Here is an 18227-nt window from a genome sequence, read left to right on the forward strand (position 1 = left end):
TGCGCTCCGTTCCAGGCTACCTTACGCTGCGCTTCGTTCCAGGCTACAGATGAATTGATCCACTTCCGCTTTGGTGGTGCTGAATGAACATACTAGGCGGATGATAGCTTGATGAGGATCAACAGCGTAACACACATATTGCTGCTGTAATTTTTCGTATAAAATTTTCGGCATTTTTGCAAATACCATATTCGCTTCCACGGCAAAGGCAGGGCTTATCGCACACCGCGTTAATAATTGATCCGCGAGATAGTGTGCCATGCCATTGGCGTGTGCCGCATTGGTCAACCAGCGATTTTCCTGCAATAAAGCGTGAAATTGTGCGCTTAAAAATCGCATTTTAGAGAGTAATTGTAAATGTTGCTTTTGAATAAAGGCAAATTCCTGCGCTAATTCTGCATTTAAAAAAATTAAGGCATCTGCTGCCAATAAACCATTTTTAGTGCCACCAAAGGTAAATGCATCAATCTTCAAATCGCTAATCATTTCTTTTAACGAACAGTTTAGATAAGCGCAGGCATTGGCTAGACGTGCGCCATCGAGATAGACGTAGCAATGATGTTGATGGGCAAGATTTACGATTTCGCGAATTTCAGCTAAGGAATAAACTAAACCGTATTCTGTAGCTTGAGTAATGGCGATTACTTTGGGTAAATTACTATGCGGAAATTCTAAATGCTCTAATGTAGAGGCAATTAATGCAGGTGTTAATTTATGATCATGAGAATAAACCGGATAAATTTTAGCGCCGACTAATTTTTCAATGGATCCACATTCATGATGATTAATATGAGCTTTATCATCACAAATAATGGCATGATGTGATTTCATCATTGCTATCATTGCCAATGTATTTGTGGCAGTGCCATTGGTTAATAAAAAGGTCTGTGCAGGTTGACCTAATAATGCTTGTATCTGGTCACTCACGGATTGGGTGAGTTCATCCTCACCGTAACTTGCCGCATAACCATGATTAATGTTTTGCAGAGCAGTTAACACGTGCGGATCGATTGCGGCGGTATTGTCGCTTGCAAAGGCGTAAGAAGGTGTTGACATGAGATCTCCTTGATTGATGTGGACTGGAACGGAGCGAAGCGAAGCCGTAGCCTGGAACGAAGCGCAGCGGAGATCCAGGATCGAAGTTTTAAAATTTCACCGATCCTGGATCTACGCTGCGCTCCGTTCCAGGCTACGGCTGCGCTCCGTTCCAGGCTACGGTTGTGCTCCAATCCAGGCTACTTTGCGCTACTTGCTAATTCGGTGGCAAAGCCTAAATAGGTGTGCGGTGTTAGTTTTTTTAATGCGGTTTTGGCATCTTCTGGGATGGCAAGTTGATCGATAAACGCTAAAATCATGGATTGAGTTAATGCTTGGCCGCGGCTAAATTTTTTTAATTGCTCGTATGGTTCTGGGCATTGATAGCGACGCATCACCGTTTGAATGGCTTCAGTTAAAATTTCCCAGTGTTGATTTAAATCCTGGTGAATTACCGTTTCATTAATGACAATTTTACTTAAGCCTTTTTCCAAACTTTGATAGGCTAATAAAGAATGCGCCAAACTCACACCACAATTACGCAACAAAGTTGAATCGACTAAATCGCGTTGCCACCGTGAGGTCATTAATTGATTACTTAAAAAATTCATAATGCTATTCGCTAGGCGCAAATTTCCTTCAGCATTTTCAAAATCGATTGGATTTACTTTATGCGGCATGGTGGATGATCCCACTTCACTGCGGATTATTTTTTGTTGAAAATAATTTAATGAAATATAGCCCCACAAGTCGCGCGCGCAATCAATCAGTATTGAATTAATCCGCATAATCGGAGAAAAATATTCTGCAATCCAATCGTGAGGTTCAATTTGTGTGGTGTAGGTTTGAGGTTCAAGACCTAATGACATAATAAAATGTTTACTAAACTCTGGCCAATTAATTTCAGGATAAGCAATGCGATGCGCATTAAAATTGCCTACAGCCCCATTCAATTTACCATAAATTTTTTGTTGTGAAAAAATAGGCAATTGTTGCTGTAACCGCGCAACAAAATTAGCAAACTCTTTTCCCACCGTTGTTGGTGTAGCAGGTTGGCCATGGGTGCGAGATAACAGGGGAATAGCCGCATAAGTGTGAGCAAGCTCAAGCAGGGAATAAGTTAAACGATTGAGTGCTGCCACTAAAATTTCACGGGTTTGTTGAAGCATTAAGGCATAAGCGAGATTGTTAATATCTTCAGACGTGCAAGCAAAGTGAATGAATTCGGCAAACGGAATTAATTCTGGATACGCCTGAAATTTATCCTTAATAAAATATTCTATGGCTTTCACATCGTGATTGGTGGTGGCCTCAAACGCTTTAATTTTTAGCGCATCGTCTAAAGAAAAATGACGATAAATATCACGTAATTGTTCTTGCAGCGTCGAATTAAATACTGGAATTTCTGGAATATCCGTAGATAAACTTAACGTTAAGAACCATTCGATTTCCACCTGAACACGAAAACGCATTAAACCAAATTCACTGACTAAAGGCTGTAACGCCGTTAATTGTGTTTGATAGCGCCCATCCAGTGGTGATATTGCCATGAGAGCTGAGTGCATGAGCTATCCTTTTTTACCGTCTGCAAAAATTTGATCGACTTTTGCTGCGCAAATAAAATCGTTTTCGGTTAAGCCACTGACGGCATGGGTTGAATAGCGAACTAAACAATGATTAAACCCAACTTCCAAATCAGGATGATGATTTTCGCGATGCGCCATCCAGGCAATGGCATTGACAAACGCAATGGTTTGATAATAATTTTTAAAATGAAAATTACGAATAATTTCTTTATTTTCATCTCGCACATCCCACCCGTTTAAATCAAGGAGTTTATTTTTTACGGCGTCGGCTTTTAAAGGGGGGATGCCTCCTTCGCAGGGCACGCAATGTTTGACAGTTAATTCTTCACTCATGATCAGTTTTCTCCGGTGCAAATAACGGTGGAAATTCACCCAGTTCACGGGCTTGATTAATTAATGCGAATAGATCCACATCTAAGGCATCGTACAACTGTTGATAGCTATCGATGACATAATAAAGTGGTTGCAATATATCAATGCGGAAAGGGGTACGCAAGGCGTCTAAAAAATTAAACGGCAGGCGTTGCGGAATATCGCTCTCTAAAGCGTATAAGGTTTCTGAGTAAGACGATAAAATTCCTCCGCCATAACAGCGAATGCCATCTTTGGTGTGGACCAAACCGAATTCAACCGTAAACCAATATAAACGGGCAAGTCGATATTGATCTTGCGCGCTGGCTTTTTGCCCAATTTCACCATATTTTTGCATAAAATTAGCGTAAATTGGCTCGGTTAACATCGGACAGTGACCGTAGTATTCATGAAAAATATCCGGTTCTTGCAAATAATCTAATTCTTCGCGTGAGCGAATAAAGCTGGCGGCGGGGAAACGACGTTCGGATAATAATTTAAAAAAACGGTCGTAAGAAATGAGGGCAGGTACCGGTTCAACCGCCCAACCTGTGGCTTTGGTGAGTGCCGTTGAGATGACGTGAGGTTGAGGAATTTCATCGTGACTCATGTTTAAAACGTCTAAACCGTGCAAATATTCTTTGCAGGCACGTTCAGTAATAATTTTATTTTGCCGCACAATTAAATCGTGCCACACTTCATGTTCACTATCAGTGTAAGGAATATATCCGTGACTATCTGCCATTTTCGCCGTATATTTTGACGTTTTAGACCCCATAACTCGCAAGCTCCTTATCGTTACACACGTGATGTTTTTATGATTTGACTGAGTTCGTTGAGTAATCGTTCATTTTGTTCAGGTGTACCAATGCTCACCCGCAAATGACGAGGCATGTTATACGGAGTTAATGGTCGCACAATAATGCCGCGCTTGAGTAAACTTTGAAAGATAATCTCGGCATTCTCAGCAAATTCTATGGTCACAAAATTTGCCACACTCGGAATATAGTTGAGTCCTAATTGAGTGAGAGTCTGCGTCACGCGCTGATATTCTTGCAGATTTAAGGCCACCACCTGTTGTACGTGATGCTGATCACTCAGCGCAGCAATGGCAGCGGCTTCGGCCGGTGCATTGATATTAAAGGGTAAACGAATGCGATTAAAAATATCGGCAATATCAGGATGGCTAATGCCATAGCCAATGCGAAGTCCTGCTAAGCCATAAGCTTTCGAAAATGTTCGCAAAATAATTAAATTATCGTACTGTTGTTGGAGAGCAATTGTGCGTGGATATGTGGGTTGATTCACATATTCAAAATAGGCTTCATCGACGACGACTAAAATATCACTCGGCACACTTTCTAATAACGTTGTTAATTCTTCCTCAGTGTTCCATGTGCCAGTCGGATTATTCGGATTAGCAATGAAAATCACTTTCGTGCGTGGCGTTATGGCCAACGCCATTGCCTTAAGATCATGACCAAAGGCTTGGCTTTTAACCATAATCGGCTGGGTTTGAAAACCACGACCAATGATCGAATACATGCCAAACCCAAATTCTGCAACGATAATATCGGTATCCGGTCCTGTAAAGGCTTGTAAAATTAACGCAATAATATTATCGGACGCGGAGCCTAAAGTAATTTGTGCGGGTTTAATCGCAAGATGTTGACTTAAGGCTTGTTTTAACGCATAGCCACTGCCATCGGGATAAAGTTGTACGGTTTTCAAGGCGGCAGTTGCGGCGGCAATCGCCAATGGACTTGGACCCAAAGGATTTTCGTTGCTGGCAAGTTTGATAATATCGCTTAAGCCTAATTCACGTTGTAATTCGCTGATGGGTTTGCCGGGTACGTAAGGTTTTAATTGGCGAATGCTTGGATGCGCTAATTGAAAAAAGTCTGTCACCATAGTCTCCAGGTTAACAAAATTGCGCCAAGTATACCTAGATTTTTTTGTTAGGGTAAAGCAGATTGCATTTTCGCACTGCATCATTGCAAAGGCTTGCAACTTCTGCATAAGCTTGTTTTAATCGTGCAGGAGTTTCGCACTTTCAGTGCGCTACTCCTTCCTGGATTGATTTCGCCTGTGCAAGCAAAGCTTGCACGGACGGCGATTTAAGGGGAGAATCCCGTTTCTCCCTTTAAAAATCTCCATCGGGATAAGTGGGAGTTTCGCACCAGTGCGAAACTCCTGTCGTGGTTTTTAAACGAGGGACTCAATGCTGTGACTCAATGTGTAATCAGTGGTACGGGGTTATATACCCCAGAAAATAAAATCAGCAACGAAGAATTAGTGACGGCTTTTAATCACTATGTAAAATTATTCAATACCGAACATCAAGCTCAAATCGAACGAGGCGAAATCATGGCGCTGCAAGAATCCAGCGCGGAATTTATTGTTAAAGCCTCGGGGATCCACAGTCGGTATGTGATCGATAAAACTGGCATTCTTGATCCTCATATCATGCGTCCCACCATTCCTGAGCGCAGCGATGAAGAAAATTCAGTGCAGTGCGAAATGGCATTGCGAGCTGCCGAAGGTGCCTTGATTAGCGCCAGAAAACACGCGCAAGATATCGATGCCGTGATTGTGGCATGTTCTAATCTGCAGCGCCCGTATCCAGCCATGGCAATTGAAATTCAACACGCATTGGGCATAGAAGGATTTGCTTTCGATATGAATGTGGCGTGCTCCTCTGCCACATTTGGTTTGCAAGCAGCCGTGGATATGCTGAAAAGTGGTAGCGCTAATTGTGTATTAATGGTGAATCCAGAAATTTGTTCGGGGCATTTAAATTTTCGCGATCGCGATAGTCATTTTATTTTTGGTGATGCTTGCACGGCAGTCATCATTGAACGCGCAGAAAATTGTACGCATGATCACGGCTTTGAAATAATCAGTACCCGATTAAAAACGCAATTTTCTAATAATATTCGTAATAATGGTGGATTTTTAAATCGTGCCGCGCCCGAACATCGTGATGATATGAATAAATTATTTTATCAGCAAGGTCGTAAAGTTTTTAAAGAAGTTGTTCCTCTGGTCGTGGAAGTCATTCGCCAGCACATCGATGAAAATTATTTAGCGGTGAGTGATATTAAACGTTTTTGGCTACATCAAGCCAATGCCAACATGAATCAATTAATCGCGGAACGTCTTTTAGGAAATGCGGTGCAAGCATCACAGTTACCGTTAATTTTAGATACCTATGCCAATACCAGTTCCGCTGGATCAATCATTGCTTTCCACATGTTTAATGCCGATCTGCAAGCAGGTGATTTGGGTGTGATTTGCTCTTTTGGTGCAGGCTATTCGATTGGCAGTGTCCTAGTGCGCAAAAGGGGGTGATGCTGTGTTGCGCGCACACGGTTTTAGTTTATTAGAATTTTTAGCGGCACTGGTTATTTTTAGCGTGGGTATTTTGGGCAGTCTTGCTTGGCAAGTGCGCGCCTTAAATTTGACGGAAAGCGCTTATTATACCGATCAAAGTTTAATTATTTTACAAGGTGCGAGTGTTATTCCGTACGAAGATTCTGAATTTCAAGCAATGTGGCAGCAGCAAATTAATTTACCACAGGGGCGCAGTAAACTTGATCATCACCAAGCGAGGGTGATGTGGCAGGAGCGTCATCATGGCGATCAAGAGGTGCAATTTATTCCAGTCTGGGAATGAGCATGGTGTGAGTTTAATTGAACTGATGCTGAGCATGGGATTAAGTTTACTCTTAATTCTTGCAGCAATAGTCATTTATCAGCAACTGCAACAAGTCGAAGCATTACAATCCGCATTGTCGCTTATCGATCATAATGGACGACTTACCTTGGAAACCTTGCGTACGGCCATTTATTCGAGCGGTTTTAGCGGTTGTCGTTTTCATCCTTTAACCTATGATAATCACGATAGTTTAAATCGTGATACGATGTTAACTCTCAATCCGAATCCCCCGTACGATATTATTATCCGCGCAATGGATCCCGAAGCGACGGTAGTAACCTTGGGCGAAAAAAATGAAATTATCACCACCAGTGAATTTAATTATAAAAAAGACAGCCTAATTGTGATTAGTGATTGCGAGCATGCCGAAGTCGTGAAAATTAATTTCAAGCAACAACGCCAACATCAACAAATTTTATACGTTGAGCCTGAATTAATGCATCACTATGATAATACCGCTTTAGTGGGAAATTTTCTCACGCTTCATTATTTTATTCAGCCCGATCCGACCGATCACAATACCTCCACGCTGTATGAAAAAATCAATGATGCAGCACCTCAAGCGTTATTAGCGCCGGTGGATGGATTCTATGTTCGTGCTCAAACGGAAGGCGTGTTTCATGATCTCAATTATATTATTAGCCATCATTTGCAATCTCAAATTAAAGCACTGGCAATTTCGGTGCTGTTATCGTCTACCCAAAAAGTTCATGCCGTAGCACAGGATTTTTATTATCGAGAGTGGCATTTTCACGATCGCTATTTACATCGTGTATGGTCGACATTAGTGAGATTAAGAAACGCATGAAGCAACATGGATTTGTATTAATTTCTATTTTATTATTACTCAGTTTTATTAGCGCATTGGTCAGCATTGGCATGCGAAAAGCGCATAGTCATCAACAGATTTCTCGCTATTTTCAACATCGCATTCAAGCAATGCAACACGCCGAATTAAATTTACAGCAAGCAGAATCCCTGACTGAAAAATCATTATGTATGAGTTCAGAGATAATTTATCAAGGGCAGCGAGATGAAGAGTGGTGGAAAAATTATGCGTTGTGTCAGCGAAATCATGCACGCATTATCATAGAACTATTAAGCGAAGATCCTTGTGTGCTGGTCGATGATCATCTCGGTGGAACATTTTATCGGGTGAGTGTGCAAAGCACAAATCCTCTGGATCAGCAGCCGATTATTTTACAATCAACTTTTTTAATACCCGGTAACACAAAAAACATTTGCAAATCATCCACAGTTACTTTAAGGTCTGGGCGATTATCTTGGCGAAGGATAGGATAAAAAATGACTGAAACCGTAACCCTAGAAATTAACCAACACATTGCTACCTTAACCTTTAATCGTCCGCATGTGATGAATGCTTATAACGATGAAATGGCAGAAACTCTAGCGTGCTTAACCACGGAAGTGCGGTTAAATCCTGCCATTCGCGCCGTGTGTTTACAAGGCGCTGGAAAATTATTTATGGCCGGTGGCGATTTAACGTATTTTCAAAAAAATTTACCGCATATTGAACAAACAGTTGCGAGTTTAATGCCACAGGTTTTAACCAGCATTGAAAATCTTCAACGCATGAATAAACCGGTGATCGCCAGGGTTCATGGTGCTGTTGCGGGAATTGGTTTAAGTTTTATGTTAGCGTGTGATTTAGTTATTGCGGCGAATAACACGAAATTTACGACCGCTTATAGCAAAATTGGTTTATCACCCGATGGTGGAATGAGTTATTTTTTACCGCGTCTCGTGGGTGAGAAAAAAGCCATGGAATTATTTTTATTAGGCGATACGTTCGATGCGGCAACAGCATTGCACTATGGACTCATTAATTGGGCGGTGGAAGAAACAAGCTTAACGGAATTTACGCAACACGTATTAACACGTTTAGCAGCAGGTCCCACGCAAGCATTTGCTCATATTAAACAATTAGTGAATGGCAATTCTCATTATTCGCTAAGCGAACAATTACAACGCGAGGCCACTGGGTTTGCCACATGTGCGAAAACCGACGATTTTAATCAAGGTCTCAAGGCATTTTTAACCAAACAAACACCCCAATTTGAAGGAAAATAACATGAACACGTTAACAGGAAAACGTATTTTAATCAGTGGCGGCACGCGTGGAATTGGCGAAGCTATTGCGCTACGCGCCGCCCAAGATGGCGCTTTTGTGGCAATTGCTGCGAAAACGACGGAACCACATCCTAAATTACCTGGCACCATTTATTCTGTTGCTAAAGCAATTGATGAAGCGGGTGGCAGAGGGCTTCCGTTAGCGGTGGATGTGCGGGATGATGACGCCATTCAAGCTGCTGTTGAGCAAACCGTCAATGAATTTGGTGGTTTGGACATTCTCATTAATAACGCCAGCGCCATTCAACTCTCATCAACGCTTGATACACCCATGAAACGCTTTGATTTAATGTTTGGTGTGAATGTGCGTGCGACTTTTGCCTTATCACAAGCCGCGCTACCGCATTTATTAAAAGGCCATAATCCGCATATTTTAAATTTAGCACCACCGCTAAACATGCAAGCAAAATGGTTTAAAAATCATGTGGCTTACACTATGTCGAAATATGGCATGAGCATGTGTACCCTGGGAATGGCGGCCGAATTTGCCAACCGTGGTTTAGCCGTTAATTCGCTGTGGCCTAAAACCACGATTGCGACTGCCGCGATTGCGGTGCACTTTCCTGAAGAAATTCTGCGCGCTTCACGCAAACCTTCAATCATGGCCGATGCTGCGCATTGGATTTTAACCCAAGATGCTAAACAGTGTTCGGGGCGCTTTTTTATCGATGAAGAAATATTGCGTGAACAAGGTATTGAAGATTTTTCCAAATATGCGTTGGATCCTGGCGCCAAATTATTTACGGATTTATTTTTGGACTAGTTAAAAATTTTTATGCGGTTAAAGTGAGTGGTAATTGGCGAATAATTTTTAGATTTCATGATAACAATGTGCTTGATGTGGATTATCTTGATCATCATTAAAATCATTGGATTGAAGAGGATATCTCATGAGTATTATGCATGAACCATTACATCCTGGCGAAATCGTTAAAGAATGAGTTTGATGCGATTAGCATGAGTGTTACCGAAGCTGCAGCAAGGTTAGGTGTTTCACGCACGGCGTTATCCCGTCTTTTCAATGGCCATTCTGGGATTAGCCCTGAAATGGCGTTACGATTATCCAAATTTTTTGGCACAAGTATTGAGCTATGGATTAATTTACAAGCTCAGTATGAAACATGGCTTATTAGCCAACAATCCGACAGTATTGTTGTAGAACCCTTCAATAAAGCGGCATAATTTTACGATTGACTTTATCGATCGTAAACGAAGCGCGCTAAATAACATTTTTCGGAAAAACGACTTTTACCTCTAAACCGGTTTGATGAGCGGGTGCACCGAGAGTGACGGTGGCTTGATGAAGTTTAGCGATTTGACGGACAATAGCTAAACCTAAACCGCTACCAGGCACTTTTGTACCCAGGACGCGATAAAAACGCTCAAAGACTTGCGAACGGGCTTCTGGTGGAATGCCTGGGCCATTATCAATGACACAAAGTTCAATGCGATCGGGATATTGATGTAATTTAACTTGCACCGCGCCATTTTTTTGTGTGTAACGGATGGCGTTATCAATCAAATTTCGCAATAAAATACTTAATGCCGTGGGAATGCCTTTCATAATAATGGGTGAACTATCGCCAATTAATTCAATATCGATATTATTGTCAATCGCTTCCGGTGCCAATTCTGCAATGACTTCGGTGGTAATGCGAGTTAAATTAATTTCAGCAGCATCGTTTAACACCGCTTCCGGTACAAGACGACTTAAAATTAATAATTGTTGAATGACATGCGTATTGCGATCAACTCCGCGAATTAATTTTAATAAGGCAGCTCGACGTTCTTCTTCATTGTGCGTGCGTAAAGCAACTTGAGCTTGGGTTTTTAAGGCCGCTAATGGCGTGCGTAATTCATGGGCAGCATTGGCTGAAAACGCTTTTTCGCGCTCGAAGGCTTGGCTTAAGCGGTTAAACAAGGTATTTAATTCATCGACCAGCGGTTGGACTTCGATAGGGATCGATTGTAAATCGACGGGATCGAGATAATTGGGTTTACGATCGGAAATTGCTTGAGCGATTTTGCGAATAGTTGCTAAACCATTCCCCACAATTAACCAGATTAATATAGCGAGAAATGGATAACTGATAATTAAAATAGCAATCGCATAAGCCGCAATACGATGACCGAGTTGTAAGCGTGTATTTAATTTTTCGGCAGTAATAATGGTAATCCCAGTGTGCGGATTGACTAAACGAAAAACCCGCCAATGTTCTTCATCCACCATGAAGTTACTAAATCCATTATGAGTGCTATTTAATCCGATTTGCGGTGAATCGGGTGAATGTAATAATAATTTATTTTTATTATCCCAAATTTCAATTTGAAATTTATGCGATAAATGTTTATCTTCCGCGGTAATATGATTAATATTATGTTGTAACTTGTCTAAGTTACGCTGGCTTAAATCATCGCCTAATAATGCTCGAAACATAAAGGTGGTTTCACTCAACCAGTGATCGAGATGATTATCAATGGCTTTGCGGTCAAAATAATAATTTGCATAAGTGCTAAACAGTGAAATAAGGGTAATACCAATTAATAAATTAATTAATAAATAACGGCGAATGGAAGATTTCATTTTTCTTTTTCAACCATATAGCCCACACCGCGAATGGTGCGAATATAATCGGTGCCTAATTTCTTACGTAAATTATGAATATGAACTTCTAAGGCGTTACTATCCACGTCTTCGCCCCAACCATAGAGGGTTTGAGTTAAATAATCACGCGACATCACGCGGCCTAAGTTTTCTAGCAATTTTTGTAAGAGCGCGAATTCACGCCGTGGAATATTTAATAATTCGCTGCCTTTAGTGACAGTATGAGAAGCAGGATCAAGGGTAATATCGCGATAGGTGATTAAGGGTTCTGCGCGTGAACTTAAACGCCGTTGCACGGCACGAATGCGTGCGCACAATTCATCGAGATCAAAAGGTTTGGTGACATAATCATCGGCGCCATAATCTAAACCTTGGACGCGTTCTTCAATACTATCGCGCGCGGTTAAAATTAAAATAGGGATGCTATTACCTTTATGTCGTAAATTTTGCAAAACGGTTAAGCCGCTCATGCGTGGTAAACCTAAATCTAAGACAATTAAATCAAAATTTTCATTTTCAACAGCCTGTTCAACGCCGCTGCCATCTTTAAGCCAATCAACGGTGTGACCATCATGACTCAGTCCAGCCGTTAAGCCATCCCCCAGCATTTCATCGTCTTCAACCAGTAGAATGCGCATTGCATTAAACCCTATTGTTAAAATTAACACTTATTGTAAGCGTTGCTAAATCTAAGTACAAATTTATCTTTACGTTTACTCGGAATCAGTCGACATCGAAAAACTCAAAAAAGACAGCGTTGATGGTTTTGGGTTTGTATTAGTTGATGGTTCTGGGGTTGTATTAGAGCGCAAGGATGAAGAGAATGGATTTGCAGCATTAAAAAATGTGAGTGAACTTTGGCTGGTTGAATTCGTAGAAGAGGTGTTCATTGCTGGCAAAGAAGAAGTAGATGAATGGCTGCTGTTATTATTTCCAGAAGCTCCGAAATGAGGTTGAGTGACAGTGCTCTGAGACGACGTGGAAATTATGTTACTCTGCGATAAACAGGAGGATGAATTCGGCCGATTAAAGAAAGTCAGTGAACTTTGATTAAAGGATGTATTTTGATCAACACTCATGGTTGATGATGATATAGGGGTGACATTACTACTGGAATGAGTGAATGAACTTGTCGACGGTAAACAGTACGTTAGATCTAACCCCGTATCAAGATCGAGGTCGGGAAGTGTAGTTCTGCCAGAGGGATGTTTTGTATTGTTTCTGTCATTATACGCAAATGGAAAATTTGAAGTAGATGATATTGTAGTATATGCGGAATTTGCAGCGTCATCAGCATCGACATCGAAAGTATTAGCCATTGGCGTTGTAAAAGAATTTTTTGAAAAATTCTTATTATTGAAGCTACGAATATTGGCTGCACTGTTGTCATGGTTAAGCTCAGTATCAGATTTACGTTTTTGCGAATTACGTATACACGTAGTGGGCGAGGAGTGAGAAGCTATTATTGACGGAACTGAGAAGGTTGAGATCGCATTAGAGAAATAACTTTCTTTAATACCATGACCATGATTAATAAATGATGCTAGCTCTTCACCTAGATCAAGAATATTAGTTACTGAACGTTTAATGGCTAAAATTGTATTAATTGGAGTATTACCGATAAGTGAATTAACACTTGAATCTATTTTCTCTAAAACAGCAACCCCACCCTGTAAACACAATATTTTAATTTCATCAAAAGATAAATTGAGCTTTATCAGACTATCATAGCAATTCCCAATCACTGAAAAGATTTCATTGTCATGCGATTTGGTAATATTAACAATTAAATCTAAGGTTATTTTTAGTTTATGTAATTTTGTTGCCGTTTTGATTATCTCACCTAGTTTCAGATCCCCACTTTTAGTAGACATTATTTCTTTTACGTGACTACCTTTAATCCCAAGGTTAATTAATGCTTCCATATTATTTGCCAATGCGACAAATAACTCAATGATATCGGGACCGTGTGCCATGAGTTTCAGATAGTCGTTAAATTGATTTAGCACACCTAGATTATTAGTAAGTACTGTTAAAATCTCTACTGCATTTGGCAAGCTTAATAAACTGATATCGTTAAATTCACAATAACGATAATGTCTTGATAATTCTGAGGTTAGAGTTAGGAATTTTCCAAGCTTATCACAAATATTTTTAATGATAGTAATTTTATCAGCGTGGTTGGGTGTTGATAATAATTCCATAATTTTATTGGGGGAGAATTGAATTTTTTTAAGGTTAAGCTCATTAATAAAGCTAAAAAAATTAAAAATGAAATGAGTGCTAGAGAGTTTTTTGCCGAGAACATAAACAAGGGCTCTATAATTTATGTTTGAAGTTGTGGCGGTTAATACGGTTTGAATATTAGGCTTTTCCATATATTTATTAGCTACATAGCTGATAAATTCATCGAGGTTTTCTTTCGGTATTAGCTTTAATAATTCATCGCAAACTTCTTTTGTGGGATTTTTGTTGATAAGGGTGGTAAATAATGTTTGGTAAAAGCGAGAAGAATCAGTTAGCTGAATATCTAAAGTTTGTAAATCTTCTGGCCACTTGTGATCAAGTTTAGGGGTTTTATAGGTATTTAAATTAATATTTGCTTGTGATGTCATGCAGTCGCTTAGAAAACAACAAATGCTGCCAGCATGATTAAAAAATCGCCCAGCTTTTTCAGTCGTTAAAATAATAAATTCATCGTAATGTGGGGAGCCATTAATTTGCGAGAAGCGCTTTTTAAAATTGCAAATAAAACTCGCAGCTTCATCTTCGGAAATTGGTTTTCTTAAGCCAAATTGTTGATAATTTTTATTTATAATCTCGATTAATGATAGTGCTATTGAATCTTTTTCTCCTGACTTATTATTTAAAATAGCCGCTCTTATAGCCGTCAAAATTTTTTTCGCAAATGTTTTATTTTCTATTACTTTACCAAAGTTAATGGTGCTCAAATCTTTTGCATAACAGTCGATGTTAACACTACCAAAGAAAAACTGAGCTACTATTCCCAACATGTCGATGGATGGTTTATCAGCCTTAAGCATAGTGTTATGTTTAGTTATTTTAATAACATTAAAAAAAGAGTTTGAGTCAGATGTCTCTGTTAAACCTTCATCGCCAAGAGAGTTGATGATGGTTTCTATTACATCGTGGTCGGAAATATTTTCATAAATAAGCAGGGTTGTTATTATTTTGTTTATGCTTTGTTCTTCTAAATTTAATGGAGTCGCGGTTATATTCTCGTCCTCGTCTGCCACCCATAGATTAATCTGGTGAATAAGGCTGGTTATTTTGTGGTTATCTATACTTGCTGTCGCGTATTCTTGAGTGTTAATTTTATCCTTATTTTTATATAAGTAATACTTATATAGATCTTTAAAATTTAAACGATATTTAAACTGCTCCGGATCTAAAAATAAGAGCTTATTAAGTTGAGCTATATTTTGGTTACCCTCTAGAAGGAGTTGGATAAAAATTATTTCCTCATAAGTTAATTTAAGTTGTTTATGCGATCCTGCTTCAAAATTAATGGATTGAATCTTGTTGTATAGCGTGGTGTTGTTTTCCTTTATAGGACCCCATTTGCTTTTGTCAATTCCTTTCAATATGCTTATGTCGTCTTCGTCAAAGTACCAAAGCCCGAAACTCTCAAGTTGATGATCTGAGAAAATATAAAAAAATGTAGTATTTTTGTGTTTATAAAAAAGGGGAACGCGTTCTAAAGAAAATAGAGGATCATCAAAATGTAAAATGCTGTCTTTTATTGGGGGGCTTAGGCGCATACTGAATAGATTTGATTTATTTTTAAATAAATTTAGGATTGGTTTTGGGTAGCTTAAAAATCCGTCAGTTGTATCGGGCTTAATGATGTTTATCGTATTTGTGCTGATCTCTTTTAAAAAGGTTTCACTCAATAGGTTAATTGTACTGAGGATGCGTTGATTAGCTTGATTATGTGTTGAGCTTGCTTCAAGCAGAAGGGTAAGCGCTGAAATTAAGTTGCGATATTCAATCAAGTTAGGCCATTTATCATCAAATGATGTAAGCGCATGTAAACTTTGACAAGTATTTTCAGCACCAATAATCACTCCTGAAACAATCGGAACGACAATTCTAAGTTGGTTTGTATCTAGGTCAAAGGCCAAATTATCTGGTAAAGGAGGTAAAATAATTTTCAATGCACTCTACCTTGTTGTATTTTTATTGATAATCCTATGCTAGATGCGACTTATTTGTCAATACTAAATGCCGTATATTGGGCAGCAAAATAGCAATAACTCGGTTTAATTAAACTCACGTACTACACTAATAATTTTAATTACGATAAATCTCCGTACCTATGCGGCATCATTCAATTTAGAGTTCGGTAATTTGTTGCGAGGTTTTTCAGCCTTCCATAAATTATAATCGCGCTCACCCGGATGAAGCGGTTTATTCATCATGATTGATACCTCAATTTCGAGCAAGTAATTGCAAAGCTGCAAAAAATTGTTGGACTCGCTGATTATGAATAAAAGAAATATTATAAGGGTGTTCAGCGATGAATTGAGGGAATTGATTGGCAACCGGGAGCGATTTAATTTTTTCGGCAATTTTACCGAATAAAATTAACTGCGTGCGAGGCCGGTAGGCAATTAATTGTTGCAAAATGCTTTCCATAAACGGCAGCCACGCTTTGGCATCTTGAGCAACCTGCGCGGGTCTTAACACTAAACTGGCGTTTAATAATAAAAATCCGTGATTCAATAAATTCGCAAATAATTCTTGAATGGTTGTAATTAAAGAGGATTTATCAATGTTACCGATAGCAGCTTGGCTGGTATTTTCTGGCGATAAATAACCCTGAGCAATTAAGAGCATCTTAATAAAATTGCGTAAGGAAGTCGCCCGATTCACTGCGACACTTAATCCGCTTGCACTCCATAATTCAGTAACAGCATTATCCCAAAAGGCATAGCCATTGGCCGATTGTGAACGCGGGTAGGGGGATTCGCCAAATAAAATATAATGCACTTGCTGTAAATCTAATGAAAAGGCGCGAAAAAGATGAGATAAGCCCGGCAGCCAATCTTGCGTGCGGTGCAATTGTTGTAAATAATCCGGTGACATTGTGGTTAAGGCTTGAGACACCAGAGGTTGCCAACTGGGATGAACTTTATTTAATTCAAAATCGTGTATGTGGTGGATCAATTCTGGCATAATGCATCCTTTAACATCATTCGCAACTGAGGCGAGGTCGGTATGTCGTTAGATAAAAAATTATTGGATATTTTAGTCTGTCCTGCGTGTAAAGGAAAATTAGAATACGATAAAATTCAGCAACGCTTAATTTGTCGGTTCGATAAATTAATCTATCCTATTGACGATGGTATTCCAGTCATGCTCGTCGATGAAGCTGAACACTTAAATGAGGAGAATCGTTAATTATGTCAGCGTATATTATTATTCCTGCGCGTTTAGCTTCCACCCGTTTAGCCAGTAAAGTTCTTTTGGATATTGCCGGCAAACCGATGTTGCAACATGTCTATGAAAAAGCCTGTCAAGCCGATGTGGAAGGCGTATTTATTGCTACCGATGATCTTTTGGTTAAAAAAACAGCCGAAGCCTTCGGTGCTACGGTGTTCATGACGGCAAGCCATCATCAATCAGGCACGGAACGACTCGCTGAAGTGGTACAAATAGATTTTTTCCAAGACGAAGATCGTATTTTAAATTTACAAGGGGATGAACCCTTAATTCCAGTAAGTATTTTAAACCAAGTATTAACGGTGTTAGCGGAGGATGAACAAACCGATGTCGCCAGTCTTGCCACTCCCATTTTATCGTATAGCGAATTTTGTGATGCCAATGTGACTAAAGTGATAGTAAACCCCGAGGGTTACGCCCAGTATTTCAGTCGCGCACCCATTCCTTGGCCGCGTGATGCTTTCCGTGAGTCACCTGCTGTCTTACCTGCCGATTTTACCTTTTTGCGTCATATTGGCCTATACGCGCAACGGGTGCAATTTTTAAAACGTTATGCAAAATTAACCCCAAGCCCTTGGGAAAGTTTGGAATATTTAGAACAATTACGCGTTTTATGGCACGGCGGGAAAATTAAAATTGCCTTAGCAGAAGAAATACCCCCGCGCGGTGTGGATACGGCGGAGGATTTGGAGTTGGTGCGAAAGAGGGTATTAAGCTAGAGGGATTTTTTGCAGAGTCAATGCAAGCGCGCTGGATAATATAATTTAGTGAAAAATGTATTTAAGAATGGATTTGGCCTATAGTAAATATAAATATGATTTTATCCCACATAAGTAGGTATAACGATGAAATTAATAAAAATTATAGTCTTCCTTGCGATTACATACACTTCTGTTGCTTTTGCCGAGTCATTACAAATAAATTGCCCGAATTTTCAAACAGCAAAAGCAATAATACAAAACGACATTAAACCCTATGGTAGTGTAAAAATTGCGGATAAACAATGGACGCAATCTCCTGGATGGTCAGATATTAAAACACTGGATTGGAATCATGTTAATGTACTGTTTGATAATAAAAGTAGTAGTGTAACTGTTTTGTGTGTAGCAAGCACCGATGATAATATATTTATTCAAACGGATTTTGCTATTCCCTCTGGCTTTACCTGTCGCATTGACGGTAAAATAATAAAACCAGGGTTTCTCGACCCTTATGGTATATGGGAGGGTTGGGTAAAGACTCAAGCTAACCCATTTAGCTGCAACTAAAGCAAAACGTTTTAGGTAAAAATATTGAAAAGTAAAAGATTTCCTAT

Annotated in this window: 20 protein-coding genes; 11 read left to right on the forward strand and 9 right to left on the reverse strand. The window is 39.6% G+C overall.

The window, feature by feature from the left end:
- Positions 1–21 precede the first annotated feature (21 nt).
- The 5 genes from KIT27_09890 to KIT27_09910 form a co-directional block, all read right to left on the reverse strand.
- Positions 22–1056 (reverse strand): aminotransferase class I/II-fold pyridoxal phosphate-dependent enzyme, encoded by a 1035-nt coding sequence (locus KIT27_09890; protein ID MCW5589952.1) that lies wholly within the window; start codon positions 1054–1056, stop codon positions 22–24.
- A 179-nt stretch (positions 1057–1235) separates the two neighbouring features.
- Positions 1236–2600 (reverse strand): adenylosuccinate lyase, encoded by a 1365-nt coding sequence (purB, locus tag KIT27_09895; GenBank protein ID MCW5589953.1) that lies wholly within the window; start codon positions 2598–2600, stop codon positions 1236–1238.
- Positions 2601–2603: 3 nt separating this feature from the next.
- Entirely contained in the window at positions 2604–2954 is a 351-nt protein-coding gene (locus KIT27_09900; protein MCW5589954.1) for a 4a-hydroxytetrahydrobiopterin dehydratase, read from the reverse strand.
- The gene (locus KIT27_09905; protein ID MCW5589955.1) at positions 2947–3750 is read right to left on the reverse strand and encodes a phenylalanine 4-monooxygenase; all 804 of its coding nucleotides are present in this window, start codon (positions 3748–3750) and stop codon (positions 2947–2949) included. The genes KIT27_09900 and KIT27_09905 overlap by 8 nt, the downstream gene beginning before the upstream one ends.
- Before the next feature lie 20 nt (positions 3751–3770).
- The gene (locus tag KIT27_09910) at positions 3771–4883 is read right to left on the reverse strand and encodes a histidinol-phosphate transaminase (GenBank protein MCW5589956.1); all 1113 of its coding nucleotides are present in this window, start codon (positions 4881–4883) and stop codon (positions 3771–3773) included.
- A 315-nt stretch (positions 4884–5198) separates the two neighbouring features.
- Between KIT27_09910 and KIT27_09915 the strand changes: the two genes are divergently transcribed.
- From KIT27_09915 to KIT27_09950, 8 genes are read left to right on the forward strand one after another with little or no spacing between them, the layout of a single operon-like run.
- Positions 5199–6323, forward strand: coding sequence for a beta-ketoacyl-ACP synthase III (locus tag KIT27_09915; protein ID MCW5589957.1), 1125 nt, complete (start codon positions 5199–5201; stop codon positions 6321–6323).
- A gap of 4 nt (positions 6324–6327) precedes the next feature.
- A complete protein-coding gene (locus KIT27_09920; protein ID MCW5589958.1) occupies positions 6328–6648 on the forward strand; it encodes a prepilin-type N-terminal cleavage/methylation domain-containing protein in 321 nt (106 codons plus the stop codon).
- Positions 6608–7498 carry a hypothetical protein gene (locus KIT27_09925; GenBank protein MCW5589959.1) on the forward strand — a complete coding sequence of 297 codons (891 nt, stop codon included), beginning with the start codon at positions 6608–6610 and terminating at the stop codon, positions 7496–7498. Before KIT27_09920 ends, KIT27_09925 begins: the two co-directional genes overlap by 41 nt.
- The gene (locus KIT27_09930; GenBank protein ID MCW5589960.1) at positions 7495–7992 is read left to right on the forward strand and encodes a hypothetical protein; all 498 of its coding nucleotides are present in this window, start codon (positions 7495–7497) and stop codon (positions 7990–7992) included. The genes KIT27_09925 and KIT27_09930 overlap by 4 nt, the downstream gene beginning before the upstream one ends.
- A gap of 3 nt (positions 7993–7995) precedes the next feature.
- Positions 7996–8781: an enoyl-CoA hydratase/isomerase family protein gene (locus KIT27_09935; GenBank protein MCW5589961.1), complete on the forward strand. Its 786-nt coding sequence runs from the start codon at positions 7996–7998 to the stop codon at positions 8779–8781.
- A gap of 1 nt (position 8782) precedes the next feature.
- Positions 8783–9604: an NAD(P)-dependent oxidoreductase gene (locus tag KIT27_09940; GenBank protein MCW5589962.1), complete on the forward strand. Its 822-nt coding sequence runs from the start codon at positions 8783–8785 to the stop codon at positions 9602–9604.
- Positions 9553–9705 carry a type II toxin-antitoxin system RelE/ParE family toxin gene (locus KIT27_09945; GenBank protein MCW5589963.1) on the forward strand — a complete coding sequence of 51 codons (153 nt, stop codon included), beginning with the start codon at positions 9553–9555 and terminating at the stop codon, positions 9703–9705. Before KIT27_09940 ends, KIT27_09945 begins: the two co-directional genes overlap by 52 nt.
- Before the next feature lie 39 nt (positions 9706–9744).
- Positions 9745–10023: a HigA family addiction module antidote protein gene (locus KIT27_09950; protein MCW5589964.1), complete on the forward strand. Its 279-nt coding sequence runs from the start codon at positions 9745–9747 to the stop codon at positions 10021–10023.
- Positions 10024–10060: 37 nt separating this feature from the next.
- Here the strand turns inward: KIT27_09950 and KIT27_09955 are convergent, their stop codons facing one another.
- The 4 genes from KIT27_09955 to KIT27_09970 all read right to left on the reverse strand — a co-directional run bounded on the left by KIT27_09955 (position 10061) and on the right by KIT27_09970 (position 16645).
- The gene (locus KIT27_09955) at positions 10061–11425 is read right to left on the reverse strand and encodes a two-component sensor histidine kinase (GenBank protein ID MCW5589965.1); all 1365 of its coding nucleotides are present in this window, start codon (positions 11423–11425) and stop codon (positions 10061–10063) included.
- Positions 11422–12084: a response regulator transcription factor gene (locus KIT27_09960; protein MCW5589966.1), complete on the reverse strand. Its 663-nt coding sequence runs from the start codon at positions 12082–12084 to the stop codon at positions 11422–11424. The genes KIT27_09955 and KIT27_09960 overlap by 4 nt, the downstream gene beginning before the upstream one ends.
- Positions 12085–12159: 75 nt before the next feature.
- A complete protein-coding gene (locus KIT27_09965) occupies positions 12160–15624 on the reverse strand; it encodes a hypothetical protein (GenBank protein MCW5589967.1) in 3465 nt (1154 codons plus the stop codon).
- 274 nt (positions 15625–15898) lie between these two features.
- Positions 15899–16645 (reverse strand): uracil-DNA glycosylase, encoded by a 747-nt coding sequence (locus tag KIT27_09970; GenBank protein MCW5589968.1) that lies wholly within the window; start codon positions 16643–16645, stop codon positions 15899–15901.
- Between the two features lie 42 nt (positions 16646–16687).
- Here KIT27_09970 and KIT27_09975 point away from each other — a divergent pair, with 42 nt between their 5' ends.
- From KIT27_09975 to KIT27_09985, 3 genes are all read left to right on the forward strand, one after another.
- Positions 16688–16870, forward strand: a complete 183-nt coding sequence (locus KIT27_09975; protein MCW5589969.1) for a Trm112 family protein — start codon at positions 16688–16690, stop codon at positions 16868–16870.
- A 2-nt stretch (positions 16871–16872) separates the two neighbouring features.
- Positions 16873–17631: a 3-deoxy-manno-octulosonate cytidylyltransferase gene (kdsB, locus tag KIT27_09980; protein ID MCW5589970.1), complete on the forward strand. Its 759-nt coding sequence runs from the start codon at positions 16873–16875 to the stop codon at positions 17629–17631.
- 126 nt (positions 17632–17757) lie between these two features.
- Positions 17758–18180 (forward strand): hypothetical protein, encoded by a 423-nt coding sequence (locus KIT27_09985; protein MCW5589971.1) that lies wholly within the window; start codon positions 17758–17760, stop codon positions 18178–18180.
- Positions 18181–18227 lie beyond the last annotated feature (47 nt).

The sequence above is a fragment of the Legionellales bacterium genome (assembly GCA_026125385.1).
Taxonomy (GTDB): Bacteria; Pseudomonadota; Gammaproteobacteria; order JAHCLG01; family JAHCLG01; genus JAHCLG01.

Coding starts and splice junctions, on each gene's coding strand:
- KIT27_09890 (MCW5589952.1), bottom strand. CDS start 1,056: ATGTCAACACCTTCTTACGCCTTTGCAAGCGACAATACCGCCGCAATC.
- KIT27_09925 (MCW5589959.1), top strand. CDS start 6,608: ATGGCGATCAAGAGGTGCAATTTATTCCAGTCTGGGAATGAGCATGGT.
- KIT27_09970 (MCW5589968.1), bottom strand. CDS start 16,645: ATGCCAGAATTGATCCACCACATACACGATTTTGAATTAAATAAAGTT.
- KIT27_09955 (MCW5589965.1), bottom strand. CDS start 11,425: ATGAAATCTTCCATTCGCCGTTATTTATTAATTAATTTATTAATTGGT.
- KIT27_09935 (MCW5589961.1), top strand. CDS start 7,996: ATGACTGAAACCGTAACCCTAGAAATTAACCAACACATTGCTACCTTA.
- KIT27_09900 (MCW5589954.1), bottom strand. CDS start 2,954: ATGAGTGAAGAATTAACTGTCAAACATTGCGTGCCCTGCGAAGGAGGC.
- kdsB (MCW5589970.1), top strand. CDS start 16,873: ATGTCAGCGTATATTATTATTCCTGCGCGTTTAGCTTCCACCCGTTTA.
- KIT27_09960 (MCW5589966.1), bottom strand. CDS start 12,084: ATGCGCATTCTACTGGTTGAAGACGATGAAATGCTGGGGGATGGCTTA.
- KIT27_09905 (MCW5589955.1), bottom strand. CDS start 3,750: ATGGGGTCTAAAACGTCAAAATATACGGCGAAAATGGCAGATAGTCAC.
- KIT27_09975 (MCW5589969.1), top strand. CDS start 16,688: ATGTCGTTAGATAAAAAATTATTGGATATTTTAGTCTGTCCTGCGTGT.
- KIT27_09940 (MCW5589962.1), top strand. CDS start 8,783: ATGAACACGTTAACAGGAAAACGTATTTTAATCAGTGGCGGCACGCGT.
- KIT27_09985 (MCW5589971.1), top strand. CDS start 17,758: ATGAAATTAATAAAAATTATAGTCTTCCTTGCGATTACATACACTTCT.
- KIT27_09950 (MCW5589964.1), top strand. CDS start 9,745: ATGAACCATTACATCCTGGCGAAATCGTTAAAGAATGAGTTTGATGCG.
- KIT27_09930 (MCW5589960.1), top strand. CDS start 7,495: ATGAAGCAACATGGATTTGTATTAATTTCTATTTTATTATTACTCAGT.
- purB (MCW5589953.1), bottom strand. CDS start 2,600: ATGCACTCAGCTCTCATGGCAATATCACCACTGGATGGGCGCTATCAA.
- KIT27_09910 (MCW5589956.1), bottom strand. CDS start 4,883: ATGGTGACAGACTTTTTTCAATTAGCGCATCCAAGCATTCGCCAATTA.